General features: G+C 71.7%; 7 protein-coding genes. 3 read left to right on the plus strand and 4 right to left on the minus strand.

The genetic code is table 11. The features are described from left to right. The first annotated feature begins 1 nt into the window (after position 1). From tssM to J2X21_RS14935, 3 genes are all read left to right on the plus strand, one after another. Positions 2-3,541, plus strand: coding sequence for a type VI secretion system membrane subunit TssM (gene tssM, locus J2X21_RS14925; RefSeq protein WP_310329978.1), 3,540 nt, complete (start codon positions 2-4; stop codon positions 3,539-3,541). Positions 3,542-3,647: 106 nt separating this feature from the next. Next, positions 3,648-4,250 carry a type VI secretion system-associated protein TagF gene (gene tagF, locus J2X21_RS14930; RefSeq protein ID WP_310329980.1) on the plus strand — a complete coding sequence of 201 codons (603 nt, stop codon included), beginning with the start codon at positions 3,648-3,650 and terminating at the stop codon, positions 4,248-4,250. Positions 4,251-4,422: 172 nt separating this feature from the next. After that, positions 4,423-6,213: a type VI secretion system contractile sheath domain-containing protein gene (locus J2X21_RS14935; RefSeq protein ID WP_310329981.1), complete on the plus strand. Its 1,791-nt coding sequence runs from the start codon at positions 4,423-4,425 to the stop codon at positions 6,211-6,213. A gap of 45 nt (positions 6,214-6,258) precedes the next feature. On the opposite strand, the gene J2X21_RS14940 is transcribed toward J2X21_RS14935, so the two are convergent. The 4 genes from J2X21_RS14940 to J2X21_RS14955 form a co-directional block, all read right to left on the minus strand. After that, positions 6,259-7,443: a hypothetical protein gene (locus tag J2X21_RS14940; protein ID WP_310329982.1), complete on the minus strand. Its 1,185-nt coding sequence runs from the start codon at positions 7,441-7,443 to the stop codon at positions 6,259-6,261. 49 nt (positions 7,444-7,492) lie between these two features. Beyond that, a complete protein-coding gene (locus J2X21_RS14945) occupies positions 7,493-8,173 on the minus strand; it encodes a hypothetical protein (RefSeq protein WP_310329984.1) in 681 nt (226 codons plus the stop codon). 64 nt (positions 8,174-8,237) lie between these two features. Continuing rightward, entirely contained in the window at positions 8,238-9,734 is a 1,497-nt protein-coding gene (locus J2X21_RS14950; RefSeq protein ID WP_310329986.1) for a caspase family protein, read from the minus strand. Continuing rightward, complete coding sequence (locus J2X21_RS14955; RefSeq protein ID WP_310329987.1) at positions 9,734-21,517, minus strand: two-partner secretion domain-containing protein; 11,784 nt, start codon at positions 21,515-21,517, stop codon at positions 9,734-9,736. Before J2X21_RS14955 ends, J2X21_RS14950 begins: the two co-directional genes overlap by 1 nt. Between the last annotated feature and the right edge of the window lie 113 nt (positions 21,518-21,630).

Consider the following 21,630-nt stretch of genomic DNA (forward strand, 5'->3'; position numbering starts at 1 on the left):
CATGAAGAAATTCCTGTCCATCTTGTTCCACCCGATCACGCTGGGCGTGTTCGGCCTGCTGGTCATCTCCGCGCTGGTCTGGTGGGTAGGCCCGCTGATCGCGTTCGGCGAGAACCGCCCGCTGGACTCCAGCCTTGCGCGCTGGATCGCGCTGGCCGTCGTCTGGCTGCTGGGCCTGCTGCGGCTGGTGTGGTCGCAGATGCGTCGGCGCCGCATCAACGCCGCGCTGGTCAAGGGCATGGGCTCGGGCCCCTCCGCCGCCGCCAAGGAAGAGGCGGTGCTGCAGGAGCGCTTCGGCCAGGCCATCGCGCTGCTGAAGAAGGCGCCCGGCTCGAAGAAGGGCTTGTTCAGCGGCGGCACCTCGCTGTACGAACTGCCTTGGTATGTCTTCGTCGGCGCGCCCGGTTCGGGCAAGACGACGGCGCTGCTGAACGCCGGCCTGAACTTCCCGCTGGCCGACAAGCTGGGCCAGGCCAGCGTGCGCGGCGTGGGCGGCACGCGCAACTGCGAGTGGTGGTTCAGCGACGAGGCGGTACTCATCGACACCGCCGGCCGCTACGCGACGCAGGACTCCGACAAGGACACCGACGCCGCCGCGTGGGACACCTTCCTCGGCTTGCTGCGCAAGGCGCGTCCGCGCCGTCCCATCAACGGCGTGCTGCTGACCATCTCCGTGCAGGACCTGCTGGCCCTGCCGCCCGACCAGCGCAAGGAGCAGGCCGCCGGCATGCGCGGCCGCATGCAGGAGCTGCAGCAGCGGCTGGGCGTGAAGGTGCCGGTGTACGTGATGGTCACCAAGTGCGACCTGCTGGCCGGCTTCAACGAGACCTTCGGCCCGATGGGCAAGGAGGAACGCGACCAGGTCTTCGGCTTCACCTTCCCGCTGTCCACGCAGCCCGGTGAAGAGATCATGGCCAACTTCGGCAGCGAGTTCGCGTCGCTGGAGAAGCGGCTGCGCGAGCGCCTCATCGAGCGCATGGAGGCCGAGAGCGACACGCTCAAGCGCGCCGTCATCTTCGCGTTCCCACAGCAGTTCGGCGGCCTGCGCGGCCTGCTGGGCAGCTACCTGGAAACCGTGTTCGGCGGCGCCGGCACGCTGGACGAGGCGCCGCGGCTGCGCGGCGTCTACTTCACCAGCGGCACGCAGGAAGGCACGCCCATCGACCGCGTGCTTGGGGCTCTCGCCCGCACCTTCGGCGTGGAGCGGCGCCTCACGCCGCCGGCCGCGGCCAAGGGCCGCAGCTACTTCCTGAACCACCTGCTGCGCAAGGTCATCTTCCTCGAGCAAGGCCTGGTGGGCCAGAACGCGCAGGTCGAGCGCCGCAGCGCGCGACTGCGCCTGGCGGGCCTGGCCGCATTGAGCCTGGTCACGCTGACGCTGCTGGTGGGCTGGGGTTTCAGCTACATCGGCAACAAGGGCTACATCGCCGACATCGAGGCCAAGCTGCCCGCGCTGCGCGACACGGTCACGGCGCTGCCGCCCACGTCGGGCAGCGACCCGTCCGCACTGCCCGAGGCACTGGCCGCATTGCGTGATGCGGCCCAGCCGCCGGGCTTCGCGCTGAGCGACCCGCCGCTGCGGCTGGGCTTCGGCCTGTTCCAGGGCGACAAGCTGGATGCCGGCGCGCAGGTGTCCTACCACCGCGTGCTTCAGCGCGCGCTGGCGCCGCGCGTCGCGGCGCGTCTGGAGGAGCGGCTGCGCACGGCCAACCGCGACAACCTCGAGTTCGCCTACGAGTCGCTGAAGGCCTACCTGATGCTCTACACGCCCGAGCATCTGGACGCACCGGGCCTCGAAGCCTGGGTGGGGCTGGACTGGGATGCCAACCTGGAAGGCAGCCTGGGCACCGAGAAGGTGGCGCTGCTGAAGAACCACCTGTCGGCGCTGCTGTCGCGCGGCAGCTTCGAGGTGGCCCAGCCCATGGACAAGACGCTGGTGGCCAGCGTGCGCGAGATGCTGGGCGCCTACCCGCTGGAGTACCGCATCTTCAGCCGCCTGCGCCGCGCGCAGATCGACGGCGACCTGCCCCCGTTCACGGTGGCCGCCGCGGCCGGCCCGCAAAGCCCCAACGTGTTCGAGCGCGCCAGCGGCCAGCCGCTGACGCAGGGCATCCCCGGCATGTTCACGAAGGACGGCTACAAGAAGGCCTTCCAGACCTCGGTGGACAAGACCGCCAAGCAGCTCGCCGAGGAAGAGGCCTGGGTGCTGGGCACCAACCCCGCCACGGCCAAGCGCCAGGCCGAGGACAAGATGCTGGTGGAGCGCGTGCGCCGGCTCTATCTGGAGGAGTACGTCAAGGTCTGGGACGCCTACCTCGCCGACGTGCGCCTCGTGAAGCTGAACGGCCTGGACCGCGGCATCGCCGTGTCGCGGCTGCTGTCGGCGGTGGACTCGCCGCTGGCCGCCTTCCTGCGCGCTGCGTCGCGCGAGACCACGCTGATCGAGCCGGTCAACAACGCCAACACGATCAACAAGGAACTGAACAAGCGCACCGACGACGCCATCTTCGCCAAGGGCGGCGAGCTGGCCAAGCTGGCCGGCAACCAGGTGCGCGCGCCCGCGGCCATCCGCGCCGACGGGCCGCTGGAGAAGATCGTCGACGACCACTTCGCCGGCCTGCGCCGCCTGGTCACCGGCACGCCGCCGCCGCTGGACGACGTGATGAAGATGTTCAACGAGGTCTATGTGCAGCTGAACGCGGTGCAGGAGGCCTTGAAGAGCAAGTCCCCGCCGCCCGCGGGCGGTGGCGGCGGCAAGCTGAAGGCCGCGGCCGGCCAGCAGCCCGAGCCGCTGCGCAGCGCGCTGGAGGCGCTGGCCGAGGCGTCGGACAACCAGAGCCGCCTCGTCGAGCGTCAGAGCCTGACCGGCGAGCTGCAGCCTGTGGCCGACTTCTGCGCCCGCGCCATCGCCGGCCGCTATCCGGTGGCGCAAGGCTCCAAGGTCGACGTGCTGCCCGAGGACTTCGGCCAGTTCTTCGCGCCGGGCGGGCTGATGGACGACTTCTTCACCCGCAAGCTCAGCCCGCTGGTGGACGTGGGCACCAACCCGTGGAGCTTCCGGCCCACCGGTGATGGCAGCCGGCCGGTGTCGCCCGCGGCGCTGGCCGACTTCCAGCGCGCGACCCGCGTGCGCGAGGTGTTCTTCCGCGGCGGCGGCCGCGCGCCGGCCTTCCGCGTGGACGTGCGCGCGCTGGAGCTGAGCGACGGGCTGAAGGAGTTGACGCTGGACATCGACGGCCAGGTGAGCAAGTTCACCGCCGGCAGCAACCAGGTCGTCAGCCTGCAGTGGCCCGGCCAGCGGCTGTCGTCGCAGATCAAGCTCAGCGGTGGCGGCGCGCCCATCAGCTTCGAAGGCCCGTGGGCGCTGTTCCGGCTGTTCGACCGCTTCGAGGTGCAGGGCTCGCCACAGCAGCCCGAACGCTTCATCGTCGTCATGAACCTGGACGGCGGCCGCGCCCGCCTGGAAGTGACGGCCAGCAGCGTGTTCAACCCGTTCCGGCTGCGTGAGCTGCAGCAGTTCCGCTGCCCGGGGGCGCTGTGATGCCGTCCATACAGAAATGCAACCACAGAGGCACAGAGGCACAGAGAAAGGCCTCTGAATTCCTCCGTGTCTCTGTGTCTCTGTGGTCGTGTTCGGAGTTCCCGACGTGATCCCCGGTTGGTACGGCAAGCTGCCCGCGCTGGGTGATTTCGCGTCGCGGCGGCTCACGCCCGAATGGATCGCGCAGTGGGACGGCTGGATGGCCGATGGCCTGCACCAGCTGCGCGAGGCCGCGCCCGACAGCTGGCTGAACGACTACCTGGCCAGCCCCGCCTGGCGCTTCGCGCTGCTGCCGGGCTCGCTGCCCGATGGCTCGGGCGAAGGCCTGCGCGTGGGCGTCATGATCCCGTCGGTGGACCGCGTGGGGCGCTACTTCCCGCTGGTGGTCGTCAGCGCGCCGCTGCCACGCCCCAGCGGCACTGACATCGCCGCGCTGTGGCAGTGGGCCGGCCAGCTGGAGGAGATTGCCGTCGCCGCGCTGCACGACGACTGGACCGCCGAGGCGCTGGACGCCGCGCTGGCCAACGCAATCCGACCTTTACCCGCCGCGCCCGACAGCACCGTGCCTGCCGAGCTGAGCGCGCTGCTGGCGCAAGCCGCCTGGGATGGCCTGCACGGCTGCAGCCTGTGGCTGCATGCCGGCGCCGCCCCCAGCGTGCACCCCGCCCTGCCCCGCGGCGCGGCCTTCGCCGCGCTGTTCAGGCCCTGAGAAGCTGTGAACGAACACCACACGCCCGCTCATCCCGCCGCAACGTCGCCACTCGGCGTTGCAAATGCTCGCCGCAGCACGCGCTGCGACTCCGCTTTGCGCCTTGATTGGCAACGCCGCGACGGTCTGCTCGGCCGCGCGGCGTCCATTCACAGCTTCTGAAGGACTCCCCATGCCCAAGAGTGACTGGACCCCCAACTACGGCGAACTGGACGCTGCGCCGCCGGCCTGGGCTGCCAAGCGCCCCGTGCGCATCGCGCTGCTGGGTGACTTCGGCGCCGGTGCCGCGTCGGGCCGGCTGGACACCGGGCCCGACCTCGCGCGCCGCAAGCCCAAGTCGGTCGAGTTCGACAACCTCGAAGACTGGTTGGGCCAGCAAGGCATCACGCTGACGTTGCCCATAGGCAGCAAGCGCGGCGGCGTGGAGGTGCAGCTCAACGACCTGGAGTCCTTCCACCCCGACACGCTGTACCGAGAGCTGGACCTGTTCAAGAAATTGCTGGACCTGCGCAAGCGGCTCAACAACACCGCCACGTTCGACAAGGCCGCCGCCGACGTCGCCAAGCTGACCGGCGTGAAGAAGAAGGCCTCGCGCGCCGGCCGCGGCCTGCGCTCGCGCGGCGCCGCACCGGCCGCAGGCGCCAAGCTGGACGACTTCGCCCGCCTGACCGGCCGCGCCAGCGCGCCGGCCGACGGCGGCGGCATCGACGCGCTGCTGCGCGACGTGGTGGGCCCGTTCATCGTGCCGTCGGCCAAGCCCGAGAAGACCGCGCTGCTGGCGGCGCTGGACGGCGCCATCTCCGACGGCATGCGCGCCGTGCTGCACCAGGCCGACTTCCAGACCGCCGAGTCGCTGTGGCGCGGCGTGGACTTCCTGCTGCGCCGGCTGGAGACGGGGCCGATGCTGCAGGTCCACCTGATCGACGTCAGCGCCGAGGAGTTCGCCGCCGACCTCAGCGCCGGCGACGACCTGACCGAGACCGGTCTGTACCGTCTGCTGGTGGAGCAGCCCAGCCAGAGCAAGGACGGCGGCTACACCTACATCGCCGGCCTGTACGACTTCGAGGCCTCGCCGCCGCACACCGAGCTGCTGGGCCGCATGGCCAAGGTCGCCAACGCCGCCGGCGCGACCTTCTTCACCGCGATGGCGGTGGACGACCTCGCCAACCCCAAGAAGCCACCGCACCCGCTGGTGGCCGAGGCCTTAGCCGCGCTGAAGGCGCTGCCCGAGGCGAAGCGGCTGAGCCTGCTGGGTCCGCGCTTCCTGCTGCGCCACCCGTACGGCAAGAAGAGCGACCCGATCTCGTCGTTCGCGTTCGAGGAGTTCACGGCGGCCGACGGCCTCACCGGCATGCTGTGGGGGCACCCCACCTTGCTGGCACTGACGGCGCTGGCCGGCCAGGGCGGCACGCCCACCATCAACGATCTGCCCTTCCACCACTTCGTCGATGCCGATGGCGACAGCACGGCCCTGCCCTGCACGGAGCGCTTCCTGTCGGCCGCGGCCGTGTCGGCGCTGGGTGCCTACGGCATTGGCGCGCTGGTGGCGCACAAGGGTGAGCCGGTCGTGCGGCTGTCTGGCCTGGGCAGCATCGCCGCGGCCGGCGCGGCGTCCAAGGCCGGTGCGCGCGCGGGCATCGAGATGAGCGTGCGCGCCAAGCTGCCGGACGGCGCAGCGGCGGCGCGGCCGGGCAAGACGGCTGTGCAGGACACTGGCGACGGCAGCGACGCGTCGTCCAGTGACGACGCCGACGACCTGCTGGCCAGCCTGGGCGGCTCGGACGGCAGTGACGACGGTAGCAGCGGTGGCGGCGACGACGACCTGGACGCGCTGCTGGCCAGCCTCGGCGGCGATGGCGACGAGGCTGGCGGCGCTGACTCGCCGGCCGACGACGCGAGCGCGGGGTCGGCCGACGAGGGCATGGATCCGGAGCTGGCAGCCCTGCTCGCCTCGCTGGGCTGACGGAACCGAGGCGCCCGGTTCGAGGCCGGGCGCCCTGCGCCTGGCCTACTTCTTGGCCGCGATCTTCTGCGCGCCGGTCACGATGGTCTTGATCGGGCCGGCGACCTCCTTGATGACACCCACCGCCGTCTTCAGCTTGGTCAGGCTGCTCACCAGCTTGGGCATCGCCTTCGTGACATCCTCGGGGCTGAACTTCTTGGCGGCCTCCTTGGCGTCGAGCGCCTGCTTGCTCACCTCGCTGATCTCCGCCAGCGCCTTGAACGCGCCGTCCATGGACTTCTGCACCTTGATCGACTCCGCGTACAGCTTGTCGGCCTCGGGACTGCCCGCTTTGGCCTTGGCCAGCTGATCGGCGATCTCCTGGAGTTCCTTGACCTGGCGCAGCGTCTTGTCGCGCGCCACCGCGGCGAACTTGTCCAGCTGGCCCACATGCTTGTCCAGCGCCTCCACATCGGCCGACATGTAGGCCTTGAAGGCCTTGACCTTGTCCCACGTGCCGGCGGTCTTCTGCTTGGCCGCGTTCAAGGCCACCGCCGACTTCAGGATGGCCTTGGCATCCGCCTCCACGGCCGCCAGCGTGTTGGCCAGCACGTCATAGCTCTTGGTCACTTCGGAGACCGAGCCCAGCAGCGCCTTGCCGGCCGTCACCAGCGCGGCCAGCACCACCGGTGCGATGGCGGCGCCGGCGCCCATGGTGACCACGCTGGCCGCGATGGTGACGGCGGCCGCCGTCAGCGTGAGCAGCACCATGATGGCGATCTTGACCCCGATCTTGGCCTTGGCCTTGGTGATCTTGAGCTTCATCTCCTTGATGGACGCCTCGTAGGCCTCGTCATAGGCCTTCTGGGCGAGCTTGCGCGCCATCTCGATCCAGGTCTTGCACTTGGCGACCAGGTTGGCATTCGTCTTGTCGACGACCTGCTCCATCAACTTCTTGACGTCACCCTTCTTGTCCTTGGACAGCTTGTCCAGCGCGTCCTCGGTGGTGTCCATGGCCTTCTGCATGTCGCCGAACCAGCCATTGCTCATCTTGTTGAACTCGGGCGTGAACCGCTTCTCGAACTGCTGCTCGAAGACCTTGAACTGCTTGTCGGGCATCTCCTTGACGTCCTCGGTGGTGAACTTGATGTCCACCGCGATCTCGGGCTGCTTGAGCAGCTTCTTCTTTGCGATGACGGGCACTTTCCAGTTCGGCACGTCGATGACGACGCCTTGTCTCAGTCCGGGCATGGGAGAACTCCTGTGGCAGTTGGAGGGGAAGGGTCAGTCGCGCAGGCGCCTAGTGGTCCTGCGACACCTGGGTCAGGTTGACATTCAATGTCTTGGTGGGGATGTCGAAGTCCAGCTCGAAATACAGGCGCCAGGTCGTACCGGTGCCCATGCTGGGCTCGTCGATGTAGGCCTTCCAGCCCTTGCCTGGCTGCTCGTGGCATTGGTGCTTGGCGAAGCGCGGGTCCCAGCCGCCGCTGCTGCCGCCGCCGCCCACGTAGCTGTAGCTCGCGGTCTTGCCCATCTGCGTCATCAAGTCCTTGAGGTCGACGACGAAGTTGGCCGGGCACGCCTTCAGGTTGGCGCCGCGCAGGTGCACCTTCACGTGCGGCGGTTTGCTGTTGCGCTTGATCGCGCGCGGCGTCTTGTCACCGCTGGCAGGCGCGGCGATGGCCACCTTGAACTTGAGCACGCGGTCCCACAATTCCAGCTCGACGTTGTAGGTACCGGGCTCCTCCAGGTTGCTGGTGATCTTGCGCGGCTTGCCGGGCGACTTGACGCCGCTGGCCTCCACCACGGTCTCCCACAGCTTGGCCTGCCAACGCACCGTGTCGATGAACTTGCCGTCCAGGTCCAGTTCGGCGTTGGTGGTCTTGAAGTTGAAGGTCTTGCCGTCGAGCTTGTTCTCCAGTTCGGAGATCACCTTGGCGGACAACTCGGTCGCGCTCAGGTCGATGTGGGCCTTGGCCATGGGGTCTCACTGCAGTGGCGTTCTGCATGTGTAACTCCGGCACGGCGCCGGTTCCCGCAAGCTGCTACTTGCGCACGTTATCCAGGTCCGGCGGCGGCGTGTAGCCCAGGTCGCGGGCGCGTGACTCGAACTGCGAGGCCAGCAGCGGCTGGCCCGTGTTGCGGAAGTGCAGCGCCAGCTCGTAGCTGGCAATACCGTTGCCTAACGCGACGGCGAACTGCAGCCAGCCCTCGTAGCGTGACTGCGTCGCCGACGAACCGCTGAAGTTGCGGAAGCGCGCGGCCATGCGGGCCGCCGCGTCCTTGTCGCCGCGGCCGCAGCGCAGCAGGTCCTGGCGCTGCTCGCCGGGCATGTCGTCGCTGAGCGTGAACGCTGCGCGGTACAGCCGCACGTCGCTGCGCTTGAGCGCCTTCACGGCCGTGCGGGCGCCATCGCGCGCCACCTGCACACCGGGCGCGAACGGGCTCTGCGGCCGCGCCTCCAGGAAGGTCTCGCACAGTTGCACGACCTCGGCGGGCCAAGCCATCTGCTCCAGCTTCTTCAGCCAGTCGTCCTCGTCGATGTCCGCAACGATCGGCGCTGCCGGGCCGGCGCGCTTGGGCTCCACGGTCAGCCGCACGCGCGTGTGGTCGGCGATGAAGGGGTCTTGTGCCAGCTCGCGCACAGCGGCGACCGGATGCTTCAGCATGGTCTCGCGCACGTCGGTGCGCACCAGGTGCATCAGCTCGGGGAAGGTGGTCTGATCCGACACGCTGCCCATCAGCTTCACGAGCGAGCCGGTGTAGAAGGTGTTCTGCGTCTCGACGGCCGGCGCGATGGCCGGCTTGCCGGCCGCGGTGGAGAAGCTGATGAGGCAGCCCGGCGGCGCCTCGACCTGGTTCAGGCCCGCCACCTCGCCGGCCTTCAGGCCCGTGCGGCAGGCGTCCACGACGGCGATGACCATGCCGTCGCGCCGTGGCGGCAGCCGGCGCACGACATCGCTGAGCAACTGCACGCTGGCGGTCTGCAGCACATCGGCGCGCGCCGACGGGTTCAGCCCGGCCGGCAGCAGCAGGTTGGCAGCATCCACCTGGATGCCGTGGCCGCCGAAGTAGAAGAAGATGGTTGCATCCGGCGGGCTGCTGGCGGCCTCGGTGACGAAGGCGTCCAGCGCGCGGCGGGCCGCTGGCAGGTCCAGGTCCAGCGCGGTCGTCACCTTGAAGCCGCGCCGGGCCAGCGCGCCCTCCAGGTCGCGCAGGTTCTTCGGGATGGGCGGCAGGTCGAAGGGCTGCGGGTAGCTGCGGTTGCCCAGCAGCAGCGCCAGGCGGATCTCGCTGCTGGGCGCCAGCGCGGCGGGCTCCGAAGCAGATGCTGCGGCGGCCGGCTGCGCGGCCGAGGCCGGCGCCGCCTGCGGGGCGGGCGGTTGCGCGGGGGGTTGAACAGGCTTGGCCTGCTGCGCCTCGCGCCCGTATTGCGCGAGCGCCCGCGGCGCCCCCAGCAGCGCGCCAGCGCCCAACAGCGAACCGCACACGAGGCGGCGGCGGCGTGGGTCAGGCAGGGTCACATCGGATTCGTTGGACATCACTTACAGCTCAGAACGGGTTGGGCGGCGGGGTCGCATTGCACCGGCGGCGCGGCGCCTTCGCTGCCCTGCGTGGAGGCGCGGCCGGGGCCTACTTCGGCGATGACGCCGGAGCGCAGGCGCACGGTCACGTTCTCCGTCCGCACCGTCTCCTGGAAGCGCGCCCGGCGGGCGTCCTCGGCGTCGCCGTTGATGGAGGAGAGCGCACCGGAGGCGGCGGGCGTCAGCGGCAGGACTCCGTTATAGATCACCGGGACTTCCGTTGCCTGACTGGCCCCATCGTGGAAGAAGCGATAGCCCGGCCCGCCCGATGCCGGCTGGCTGCCGATCACGGGGCCGCTCAGCACCACCGCCACCGCGCCCTGGGCGCCGTCCTTGGGCAGCACGGTCAGGTAGCCGGCATTGGGGCCGCTGGTGCGCGCACCGGTGGCCGTGGAGCCCACCACCACGCGCAGCGGCCGGCCGTTGATGGCGCCGAAGCTGCCCGAGCCCGTGAAGGCGCCGGGCGCCAGCTCCAGCGTCATGGCGGGCAGCGACAGCGCGCGGCCCAGAACGATCTCGTCGAAGGGCAGACGCGCGACGAGTTGCGCCTCGTCCACCGTACCCAGCCGCTCGGCGCGGATGCTGACGACGTCAGCCTCGATGCCGGCGTCTCCCACCAGCACCTGCTTGCCCGCCACGCGCACCAGCGACTGCACTGCGTACTGCCCCTTGGCATTGGGCGTCCAGGCCGTGTTGTAGCCGGCACCGCTGAGCACCGAGAGCTGGCCCTTGAAATCGTTGGCGTCCTGCCCCAACAGCACGGAGCCGCCGCCGCTGGCGTGAACTGCCAGCCTGGCGCCCTCGTCCACCGTGATGGCGCCGGACGCACCCTGCTGCACGGTCGCCTCGGCCGTGGCCATGGCCAGCCCGGCGACCGGCACCTGGGCCGTGCCCTGAGGCGTGGCCTTGGCGTCGTCGGGCGCTGCCGTGGCGACGAGGGTGAGGTTGCCGCCCGACAGCTTCAGCGCCCCATCGAGCTGCAGCCGCGGCGCCTCGATGCGACCGCCGCCGGACAGCGTCACGTCACCCAGCACCAGGCCGTCCTTCGCCGTGACCAGCGCCTGGCCGCCGCGCAAGCCCAGCGGCCCGATGCCGAACTGATTGCTGCTGGCGCTGGCATCGATGCGGCTGCCGCTCAGCGTCAGGCCGGCTGGGTTGGTGAGCGTCAGGCTGCCGGTGTAGACCTGCTCGCCCTGCGTCGTCAGGTTGCCGGCCAGGCGCACGCTGCCGGCGGCCTGCAAGGCCGCGATGGTCTCGGCGCCGCCCAGCTGCAGCTGCGCGCCGGCCGCCACGCGCACGGCGCTGGCGTCGGGCAGGCGCTCGGCGCCCGTGGTGATGAGGCTGCCGCCCTGCACGTCGGTCGCGCCGGTGTAGGCGTTGGCGGCGTTCGCCAGCGTGACCTGGCCGCGCGCGACGACGAGGCTGCCGCTGCCGGTGATGGCCTGGTCCAGCTGCAGCGGGTCGTCGCGCTCCAGGCGCAGCTGTCCCTGGTTGCGGATCTCGCCTTCGCCCAGGCTGCCCGCGGCCGTCAGCGCCACGCTGCCGGCCTCGATGACGGTGGCTCCGCTGTTGCGCTGCGCGGCGGTCAGCGTCAGCGTGCCGAGGCCCTGCTTGACGAGGCTGCCGCTGCCGCTGGCGACGCCGTCGAAGCGGCTGTCGGCACCGCCCGCGCCCAGCGCCAGGCGCGCGTTCAAGGCCAGCGCGCCGGCACCGGACAGCGACGCGACGGCCTGGTCGGCGTTGACCTGCACGCTGGCGCCGGCGTCCACGGCCAGCGTGCTGGCGCCGTGCAAGGCCTGGGCCACATGCAAGGACAGCGTGCCGCCGCTGACGTGCGTGCTGCCCGTGTAGACATTGGCCGCGCCCAGGCCCAGCGTGCCGCTGCCCTGCTTCACGAGGCCGCCGCTGCCGCTGATGACGCCGTCGAAGCGGCTGCTGCGGCCGCTGGTGCCCAGCGTCAGCGTGTGCGCGCCCAGCGCCACGTGGCCCGCGCCGTCCAGCGCGCCCAACGGCTGGTCTGACAGCAGCGCCAGCGTCGCGCCCGCAGCCACGCCGACGCCGGTCGTCGTGGGCAGCACGCCCGCGCCGTCCAGTTGCAGGCGGCCGGCGGCCACCTGCACATCGCCGGCCAGGTCGTGCCGGCCCGCCAGCGTGAACTCACCGGCGCCCAGCTTGACCAATCCACCCCGGCCAGTCAGCCGGCCATCGAAGCGCGTGCTGCCGCCGTTGGCACCCACGGCCAGTTGCGCGGTCTGCACGTCCACCGTGCCGGCACCGGCCAGCGAACCCAGCCGGATGTCCTGTTGCACGGTCAGCGTCGCGCCGGCATCCACGCTGACGGCCGTGCGTTCGTTCAATGCGTTAGCGCCGGCCAGCAGCAGCTCGCCGCCGGCCACGCGCGTGGCGCCGTCATGCGCGCCGTTCCCGCCCAACGTGAAGCGGCCGCTGCCCGTCTTGGTGAGTCCGCCGGTGCCGCTGATGTCGCCATCGAAGCGCGTGTCACTCCCGTCGGCACCGGTGGCCAGCGTGAAGGCGCCCAGGTCCACCGCGCCGGCGCCGCTCAGCGAGCCGGCGGTCTGGTCGTGGCCCAGCACCAGGCGCGCATCGGCCGCCAGCTGGATGGCGCTGGTGGCCGGCAGTGCGCCGGCCGCATCGGCGCGCAGCGTGCCGGCATTGACCTGCGTGGCGCCGCTGTAGTGGTTGGCCGCCGCCAGGCTCAACGTGCCGCCGCCATCCAGGCGCAGGCCCCAGCCCGCGCCGCCGTCGCCGATGGCGCCGCTGATCGTCAGGCCCTCGCCACCGGCCAGCAGCCCCGCGCGCGCGGCGCGCGCCAGCGGGGCGCGGGTCAGCACGCGCAGGTCGGACTGCAGCGTGACCGGCCCGGCCAGCGTGCCGCCGCCGGCGCTGTTCATCACGGTGCCGCCCTGGATCACCAGCTCGGCCCCCAGCCTGGCACCGTCGCGCAGGTCCAGCGTGCCGGCGGCTTCCAGCTTCACGGCACCGCTGCCGGCCTGGGCGTCGGGCCCCTGCAGCACCAGCGTGCCGGAGCGGATGCGCGTGCCGCCCGTGTAGCCCTGCGCGGTCTGCAGCGTCAGGCTGTGGCTGCCGTTCATGACCAGCTCGCCGCTGCCGGACAACGGCCCCTCCAGCCGGATCGCGCCGGCGCCGCCGAGATCCAGCCGCGTGGACACCGTGCTGGTGCGCAGCGTGTAGTCGCCGGCGCTGGACAAGGTCGCCACGCCGGCGCTGCCCACCGCGATGGCGGGCAGCTGGTTGTCGGCATGGGTCAGCGTGATGGTGCCCGCGCCGGCCTTCAGCGTCGCGAGGTCGGTGACCGTCAACGCGCCGCTCTGCGTGATGGCGGCGCCGGTTGCGGCCGTGTCTGCAGCCAGGCTGCCGTAGCGGCCGCCGATCAGATCCAGCGCGCCGGCCGACGTCAGTTCCAGCTGGGCCGCGTCGCCCGCAACCCGCAGGCCGTCGCGGCGCGCCATGTCGCCGTCGCGCAGCTGCACGCGGCCCAGGCTGCCGGTGCCGGCCTGCAGGTTCACCCGCCCGAGGTCGTTGCCCGCATGGGACAGATCCACGGCCAGTGCAGCGCCATTGGCAGTCAGCGTGGTCACCCCGCTGACGCGCAGCGCGCCGGTCTGGCGGATGCCACGCACCGCCGCAGCGGTCAGCGTGGTGTTGTTGCCGCCGCCCAGCGTCAGCACGCCGCCGCTGGACAGCTTCAGCGTCTGCACGTCGCCGCTGAAGCTGAGGTCCAGCGCGCTGCTGATGTCGGCGCTGACGAAGCTGCCGCCGTTGATGCCGCGCATCTGGATGGGGCCCAGCAGCTGGTTGCCGGCCTGGCCCAGCACCAGCTCCACGAGGCTGCCGTCGGCGATGAAGCCGGCCGTGCCATCCACGCGCATCGCGCCGGTCTGGCTGATGCGCCGGCCGCGCGTGGTGGCGCTGAGGTCGCCCGCCACGCTGCCGGCGCCCAGCTCGATGTCGCCGCCCGCATTCAGCGTCAGCTGCCGCGCCGTGAACGCGCCCAGCCGCAGCGCGCTGCTGGTGGCCAGGCTCACGTTGCCGCCCTGCACGCTGATGAGGCCGGCCAGCGCATTGCCGCCGTCGGCCAGCGTGATGTCGGCGCTGCCGGCGTTCAGCGTCGTCGCGCCGCCCACGGCGAGGCCGCCCGCGGCCTGCGTGATGACGCCGCTGCTGTCGACCTTCAGCTCGCCGGCGATGTTGCCGGTGCCCAGCTGCAGGCCGCCGGACGACACCGTCAGCGCGCCCAGGCTCAGCGAACCCAGGTTCAGCGCGCCGCCATTGCGCAGCAAGGCCGTGCCGCCGCGCAGGCCCAGCGGGCCGCCGAAGGTGTTGCCCGACTGCTCCAGCGTGATGTCCGCGCCGCCGGCGTCCAGCGTGGCGGCGCCGCTGACGGACAACGCGCCGGTCTGCGTGATGGCCCCGCTGCTGGTCGCGTTCAGCGCGCCGCCGACGCTGCCGCTGCCCAAGTCCAGCGCGCCCGACGCATTCACCGTGAGGTCGGATGTGGCCAGGCTGCCCAGGCGCAAGGCGCCGGCATTGCTGAGCGCCGCCGTGCCCCCGCTGAGGTTGACCAACCCCTGGAAGTGGTTGCCGGCGGCCGTCAGCGTGATGCCGCTGCTGGCCTGCAGCGTGCTGTCGCCGGCCACCGTCAGGCCGCCGGCGATCTGCGTGATGGGGCCGCCCAGCGCGCGCGCGCTCAGCGCGCCGCTCAGCGTGCCGCTGCCCAGCGTGATGCTGCCGGCGCTGGTGGCGTCCAGGCTGTTGAAGCTCAGCGTGCCCATCACGAGGCTGGGCTGGTTGTACAAGGTCACCGCATTGCCGGTCAGCGACAGCGCGCCCTGCAGCTGGTTGCCGGTGTTGGCCAGCGTGATGTTGCCGGTGCCGGCGTTGACATTGGCGGCACCGGTGACCTGCAGCGCACCCGCCTGTGTGATCGCATGGCCGCCGCTGCTGGCGGTCAGGTCGCCCGTCACCACGCCTCGGCCCAGGTTCAGCGCGCCGCTGCTGGTCACGCCGAGGTTGCCGGTGGCCAAGGTTCCCAGCGTCAGCGCGCCGGTGCCGGTCAGCTGCGTCGCGCCGCTGGTGAGCTGCACCGCGCCGCCCCATTGGTTGGCGGCCTCCATCAGCGTGACGGCACCGGCCTGCAGGCTGGTGGCGCCGGTGACGCTCAGCGCACCGGTCTGCGTGACGGCAGCGCCATGGGTGTTGACCGTCAGCGCGCCGGCCACGCTGCCCTGGCCCAGATCCAGCGCGCCGTTCGTGTCCAGCGTCAGCGCGCCCACGGCCAGCGTGCCCAGCGTCAGCGCGCCGTTGCTGCTGACCAGCGTCGCACCGCCAGCCAGGCTCAACGCGCCGCCCCAGCTGTTGCCGCCTCGGGTCAGCGTGATGCTGCCCGTGCCGGCCTGGATGCCGGTGGTGCCGGTCACATCGAGATCGCTGGTCTGCGTGACTGCACCGTTGCCGCTGTTGGCAGCCAGGTTGCCATCGACGGTTCCGCTGCCCAGGTTGAGCGCGCCGTTCGCTTGCAGCGTCAGCGCGTCGGTGTCCAGCGCGCCCAGCGTCAGCGCGCCGGTGGTGCGCACATGGGTGGCGCCGCCGGTCAGCGCAACCGTGCCGCCCAGCTGGTTGCCGGCGTGGCTCAACGTGATGGCGGCACTGCCGGCATCGACGGTCAGCGCGCCTGTGGTCAAGCCCGCTGTCTGGCTGACCGCGCCGCCCGTGGTCAGCACGAGGGACGCGACGTTGCTGGCGCCCAGCTGCACGGCGCCGCTGTCGGTCAACTGAGTGGCGCCGCCGGTGAGGCTGACGGTGCCGGCGAGGCGGTTGCCTGCGTTCGCCAAGGTGATGGCGTGGGTGCCGGCGTTGAAGCCGGCCGTGCCGTCCACGCGCAGCGAGGTGAGCAGCTCTTGCGAAATGGCGCCACCGGCTGCGGCGACGAGGTTGCCCGACATCGCACTGGCGCCCAGTTGCAGCGCGTTCTTGTCGGTGATGGCCACCGAGGCGCCGGTCAGGCTGACGCTCGCCTTGAAGTCGTTCAGCGGCCGGTTCAGCGTGATGCCGAAGCTGCCGGCGTTGAACTGGCTCGCGCCGTCGGCCTCGATGAAGCCCCCGGTCTGATGGATCGCGCCGGCGCTGGTCTCGACCACCAGCGTGCCCGTGGCCTCGATGTTGTGCGCCAGCGTGGCCGACTGGCCGCGCAGCGTGATGTTGCCGCCGGTCAGCGTGCCGAAGGTGTTGAACACCCCGCTCTGGCTGGACAGCGTCAGCGCCTCGGTGCCGGTGTTGATGTTGCCGGTGCCGGTCGGCAGCGTCAGTACATTGACGGTCTCCAGCACCAGCGCGCGGTTGGCCGGTTGCGTCAGCGCGAACAGATGCAGGTCGTCGATGCTCTTCAGCGACACGGCGCCGCCCGTGGCGGTGATGGCGCCGCGCCAGTCGTTGGCGGCCATCAGCGTGATGTCGGCGGTGCCGGCGTCGAGCGTGGCCGTGCCGCGCACGATGGCTGCGGCGCTCTGCGTGATGGCGCCACCCGCCGTGACATCCAGGTCGCCGGTGTCCAGCGCGCCCAGCGTCAGCGCGCCGCTGGCGTTCAGCGTGGTCGCACCGCCCGTCAGGCTCACGGCGCCGCCGAACTGGTTGGCGACGCCCCCCAGGTTGATCGCGGAGCCGCCGCCGGCATTGACCGTCGCGGTGCCGTTGGTGGCGGTGACACGGATGGTGCCGGCCGTCTGGTTGATGCCGCCGCCGCTGGTCGTCAGCGCCAAGCTGTCGACGGCCGTGATGTCGTGGCCCAGCGTCAGGCCGCTCTGGGCGGTGACGGACACGTTCTGCCCGGCCAGCTTGCCGCCGGCGGTGAAGCTGCCGCCGGTCGTCAGGCTGAGGTTGGCGCTGCCGGTGTCGATGTCGGTCATCGCGCCCAGGCTGAGGTTGCCGGTGCTGGACAGCGACAGCGCACTGTTCGCGGGCTGCGTCAGGCCCAGGATGTTCAGGGCGCCGTTCGACGCCAGGCTCAGCGAGTTGCCGCTGAGGGTGACGCCGTTCCACTGGTTGTCCGCGGCCGTCAGGCTGATGTTGCCGGTGCCCGAGGTCAGCGTGGCCGCGCCGGTGACATGCAGGCCCGCGCCGGTCTGCGTGAGCAGTCCGCCGCCGCTGTTGGCGTTCAGCGTGCCGTTGACATCACCCGCGCCCAGCGTCAGCGTGCCGCCCGCGGTGCTGGCGGTGAGCGCGCCGGTGTCCAGCGAGCTGATGTTCAACACCGCGGTGCTGCTGGCGCCGCTGCGGATGGCGGTGGTGCCCCCCGTCAACGCGACGGTGCCGCGCCAGTCGTTGGCCGCGTCGTTCAGCGTGATGGCGCCGCTGCCCGCGTTGATGCCGGCGTTGCCGGTGACGACCAGGCCGCCACCGAATTGCGTGATGGCCGCGCCGCCGGCCGTGGTCGCGCCCAGCGTGCCGTTGATGGTGCCGGCACCCAGCCGGATCGCGCCGGCCGTGGTGGTGGCGCTCAGCCCGGCGCTGTTGAAGTTGCCCAGCGTGATGTTGCGGCTGCCGGCGTCCAGCGTGGCCATGCCGCTGGCCGTCAGCGTGCCGCCCGACTGGGCGATGTGGCCGTTGCTGGTGGTGGCCGTCAGCGTGCCGACGCTGCCGCTGCCCAGCGTCAGGAGCCCGGTACCTGTGGTGGCGGTCAGCGCGCCGGTGCTGAGCGTGCCCAGCGTCAGCGCCTGTGCGCCGCTGTTGCTCACCTGCGTCGTGGCACCAGTCAGGTTGACGGTGTCTCGCAGGCTGTTGCCCGCCAGGTTCAGCGTGATGTCTCCGCCGCTGCCGGCGTTCAGCGTGCTGATGCCGGTGACGATCAGACCGCTGCCGAACTGCGTGATGGCCGCGCCGCCGGCCGTCGTCGCGTCCAGTGCGCCGGAGATGGTGCCGGCCCCCAGCCGGATGGCGCCGGCCGTGGAGGTGGCACTCAACGCGCCGCTGTTGAAGTTGCCCAGCGTGATGCCGCCGCTGCCGGCGTGCAGCGTGGCGGCGCCGCTGGCCGTCAAGGTGCCGCCGGCCTGGGCGATGTCGCCATTGCCGGTAGTGGCCGTCAGCGTGTCGACGTTGCCATGGCCCAGCGTCAGCGTGCCCTGCAGGGTGCTCGCGGTGAGGTTGCCCGTGTTCAACGCGTCCAGCATCAGCACGCTCGCGCTGCTGCCCGTGCTGGTGATGGCCGTGGTGCCGCCGGCCAGCGCCACCGTGCCGCGCCAGTCGTTGGCCGCATCGCTCAGCGTGATGGCGCCGCTGTCGGCGTTGATGCCGGCATTGCCGGTGACGACGAGGCCGCCCGCGGCCTGCGTGATGCCCGCGCTGCCGGCCGTCGTCGCGGTCAGCGCGCCGGCTATGGTGCCGGTGCCCAGCCGGATCGCGCCGGCCGTGGAGGTGGCGGTCAGCCCGTCGCTGTTGAAGCTGCCCAGCGTGATGTTGCCGCTGCCGGCGTGCAGCGTGGCGAGGCCGTGGGCCGTCAGCGTCGTCCCGGTGGCCTGGGTGATGTCGCCGCCGGCGGTGCTGGCCGTCAACGCACCGACCGTGCCGGCGCCCAGCGTCAGCACGGTCGTGCCGCTGGCCGTGCTGGTGATGGCCGTGGCGCCACCGGTCAGTGTCACCGTGCCGCGCCAGTCGTTCGCGGCGTCGTTCAAGGTGATGGCGCCGGTGCCCGCGTTGATGCCAGCACTGCCGGTGACGATGAGGCCGTTGGCCGCCTGCGTGATGGCGGCGCCGCCGGCCGTCGTCGCGTTCAGCGCGCCGGCTATGGTGCCGGCCCCCAGCCGTATCGCTCCGCCCGTGGACGTGGCCGTGAGGCCCGCGCTGCTGAAGTTGCCCAGTGTGATCGCGCCGCTGTCCGTGCCCAGCGTCGCGGCGCCGGTCGCGCCGATGCTGCCGCCCGTCTGCGTGATGGCGCCGGTGCTCGCCGTGGTGGCGGTCAGCGTGCCGGTGACGCTGAGGTCGCCCAGGCTGATGACTCCAGCGGTGGACGTGATGCCCAGCGTGCCGCTGGTGAGGTCGCTCAGCGTGACGCCCCCGCTGCCGGCGTTCAGCGTGACGGCGCCGCCCGCGGTCAGGCTCGTCCCGCCCACCTGGACGATGTCGCCATTGACGCTGTTCGCCGTCAGCGTGCCGACGGTGCCATGGCCCAGCGTCAGCGCGCCGCCCGCGGTGCTCGCGGTGAGGTTGCCGGTGTTCAACGCGCCCAGCGTCAGCACGGTCGTGCCGCTGGCCGTGCTGGTGATGGCCGTGGTGCCGCCGGTCAGCGCCACCGTGCCGCGCCAGTCGTTCGCGGCGTCGTTCAAGGTGATGGCGCCCGTGCCCGCGTTGATGCCGGCATTGCCGGTGACGATGAGTCCGCCCGCGGCCTGCGTGATGCCCGCACTGCCGGACGCGGTCGCATTCAGCACGCCGGCGATGGTGCCGAAGCCCAGCCGGATCGCACCCGCCGTGGAGGTGGCGGTCAGTCCGGCGCTGTTGAAGTCGTCCAGCGTGATCGCGCCATTGGCCGTGCCCAGCGTGGCGGCACCGCCCACGCTGATGCTGCCGCCCGTCTGCGTGATGGCACCGCTGCCTGCCGTGGTCGCGTTCAGCGTGCCGGCGCCGGTGACCGTGACGGCCCCCAGGCTGATGGCCCCGGCCGTGGACGTGATGCCCAGCCCGGCGCTGCTGAAACCGTCCAGCGCGACGCTGCCTATGCCCGCATTCAGCGTGGCGGCGCCGGTCACCGTCAGCCCGCCGGCGCCGCTGGCCTGCGTGATGTTGCCGTCGTTGCTGCTGGCGATCAGCACGCCCGTCACGTTGCCGCCCCCCAGGTTGAGGTTGCCGCCACCGGTGATTGCCGTGAGGTTGCCGGTGGCGACGCTGCCCAGTGTCAGGCCTTGCGTGCCGCCATTGGTCACCGCGGCGGTGCCGCCGCTGAGGTTCACCGTGCCGCGCAGCCTGTTGGACGCGTGGTTCAGCGTGATGGCGCCGGTGCCCGTCGTGAAGGAGGCGCTGCCGGCAATGTCCAGCGCACCGGTCTGCCCTATGGTGTTGGCGGCCGTCGTGGTGACGCTCAGCGCGCCGCTGGTGGTGGCGCCCAGCGAGATTGCGCCCTTGCCGTCGAGCGTCGCCGTACCGCCGGTGGTGATCGCGCCGGTGGTGATGCCACCCTCGGCCTTCAGCAGCACGTTCAGCGCCCCGGCCCCCGCGTTGATGGCGCCGGCACCCGAGAAGCTGATGCCACCCACGGACTCCAGCGTCAGCGAGCCGGCGCTGCCCACGATGGCGGCCTCGACGAGGATGTCGCCAGCCTCGCCCGCAGTGCCGACGCCCGTGGCGGTCTTGACGACGACGCCCGTGCCTGCGGCCAGCGCCGCGTTCAGCGTGGCGACGTCCAGCACCGCGCCGTCGGCACTGGGCTGGAAGGGAGTGGCCGTGGTGACATTGGCGTCCGCGGCGCTCTTGATGGTCAGGTTGGCCGGGTCCAGCAGCCATTGCCCCGCACGGCCCAGCGGCGCCGACACGTCCACGCCGCCGGTGGGCATGTTGAGCTGCCGCTTGCCCGAGGTCTCGACGTAGCCGCCGTTGCCGCCCAGCCGCCCGCCGCGGGCGGAGATGCGGCCATAGACGTCCGTGCGCTGGTCGGCCCAGACGGACACCAGGCCGCCATCGCCCCGCTCGACGGCATCCGCCTGCAGGCGCGCGCCGGCGGCAATCCAGGTGGACGCCGCGTTGTGCGCCGTGCCCTGCCCCTCGAAACCGCCGCCCACTTCGATGAGGCCGCCGCCCAGCCGCCCCGAGGCGTCCAGCCGCGCGGCATCCAGCAGGCCCACACGCCCGCCCAGCACCGTGACATGGCCGCCCTGCTCGCCCACGGCATCCAGCGTGCCGGCGACCAGCGTGTCGCCCGCCGTGCCGCCGTCGATGACGATGCGCCCGCCCTGCTGGCGCAGGCCACGCGCCTGCACGACGCCGTCCATGTTCAACACCTGGCCCGCCGCGCCGGCACGCGCCTGCGCGCGCAGCTCGACGCTGCCGCCGTTGGCGAGCATATGGCCGCTGAACTTCAGCGCGACATCGCGGTCGTCGTCGGTGCGCAGGTTGAACAGCACCAGGCCGTCGCCCTCGACGTCCACGGTGACGCTGCCGGCCGCCACCAGGCCCACGCGGCGCGCCTGGATGCTGCCGCCGACATCGAGCTTTGGCGCCAGCAGCGCGACGGTGCCGTCGGTGGCGGTGATGCTGCCGTCTGCCTGCAGGCCGCCCGCGCCTGGACCGGCCGAGAAGCGGTAGTTGCCGGCGAGGAAGGCGCTGTCGGACAGGTCCAGCGTGGACGCGACCAGCCCGCCCACATCGACCTGCGAGCCGCGGCCGAACACGATGCCGCGCGGGTTGACCAGGAAGACCCGGCCGTTGGACTGCATCTGGCCCAGGATCAGCGACGGGTCGCCGCCCACCACCCGATTCAGCAGCACGGATGACGCGCCGGGCTGCTGAATGCGCAGGCTTTCGTTGGCCGCGATGGAGAAGCTCTGCCAGTTGATGATGGCCTTGTCGCTGCCCTGCTGGATCAGCCCGTGGCCGGGCTGCGGCGTGGACAGCTGCACCTGGCCTTGCACCACCTGCGCCCCCTGCGGCAGCGCCTGCGCAAGCGGATAGGCGAGCGCCAGGCTCAGGGCCAGGCCCAGCGGCTTGAGCCTGTGCATGAAGCTGGCGGGCCGAGCGCCGGGCCGCTCCCAAGCCGGCCCGTTCTGGCGATGTGCTTGCCGGTCGAACCGGCAAGCATCGCCGTCCCCTCGGGGGACCGACCGGGCTTGCC

Origin of the sequence: Roseateles asaccharophilus, assembly GCF_031458115.1 — a bacterium.
In the GTDB taxonomy this organism is placed as follows: Bacteria; Pseudomonadota; Gammaproteobacteria; order Burkholderiales; family Burkholderiaceae_C; genus Pelomonas; species Pelomonas asaccharophilus_A.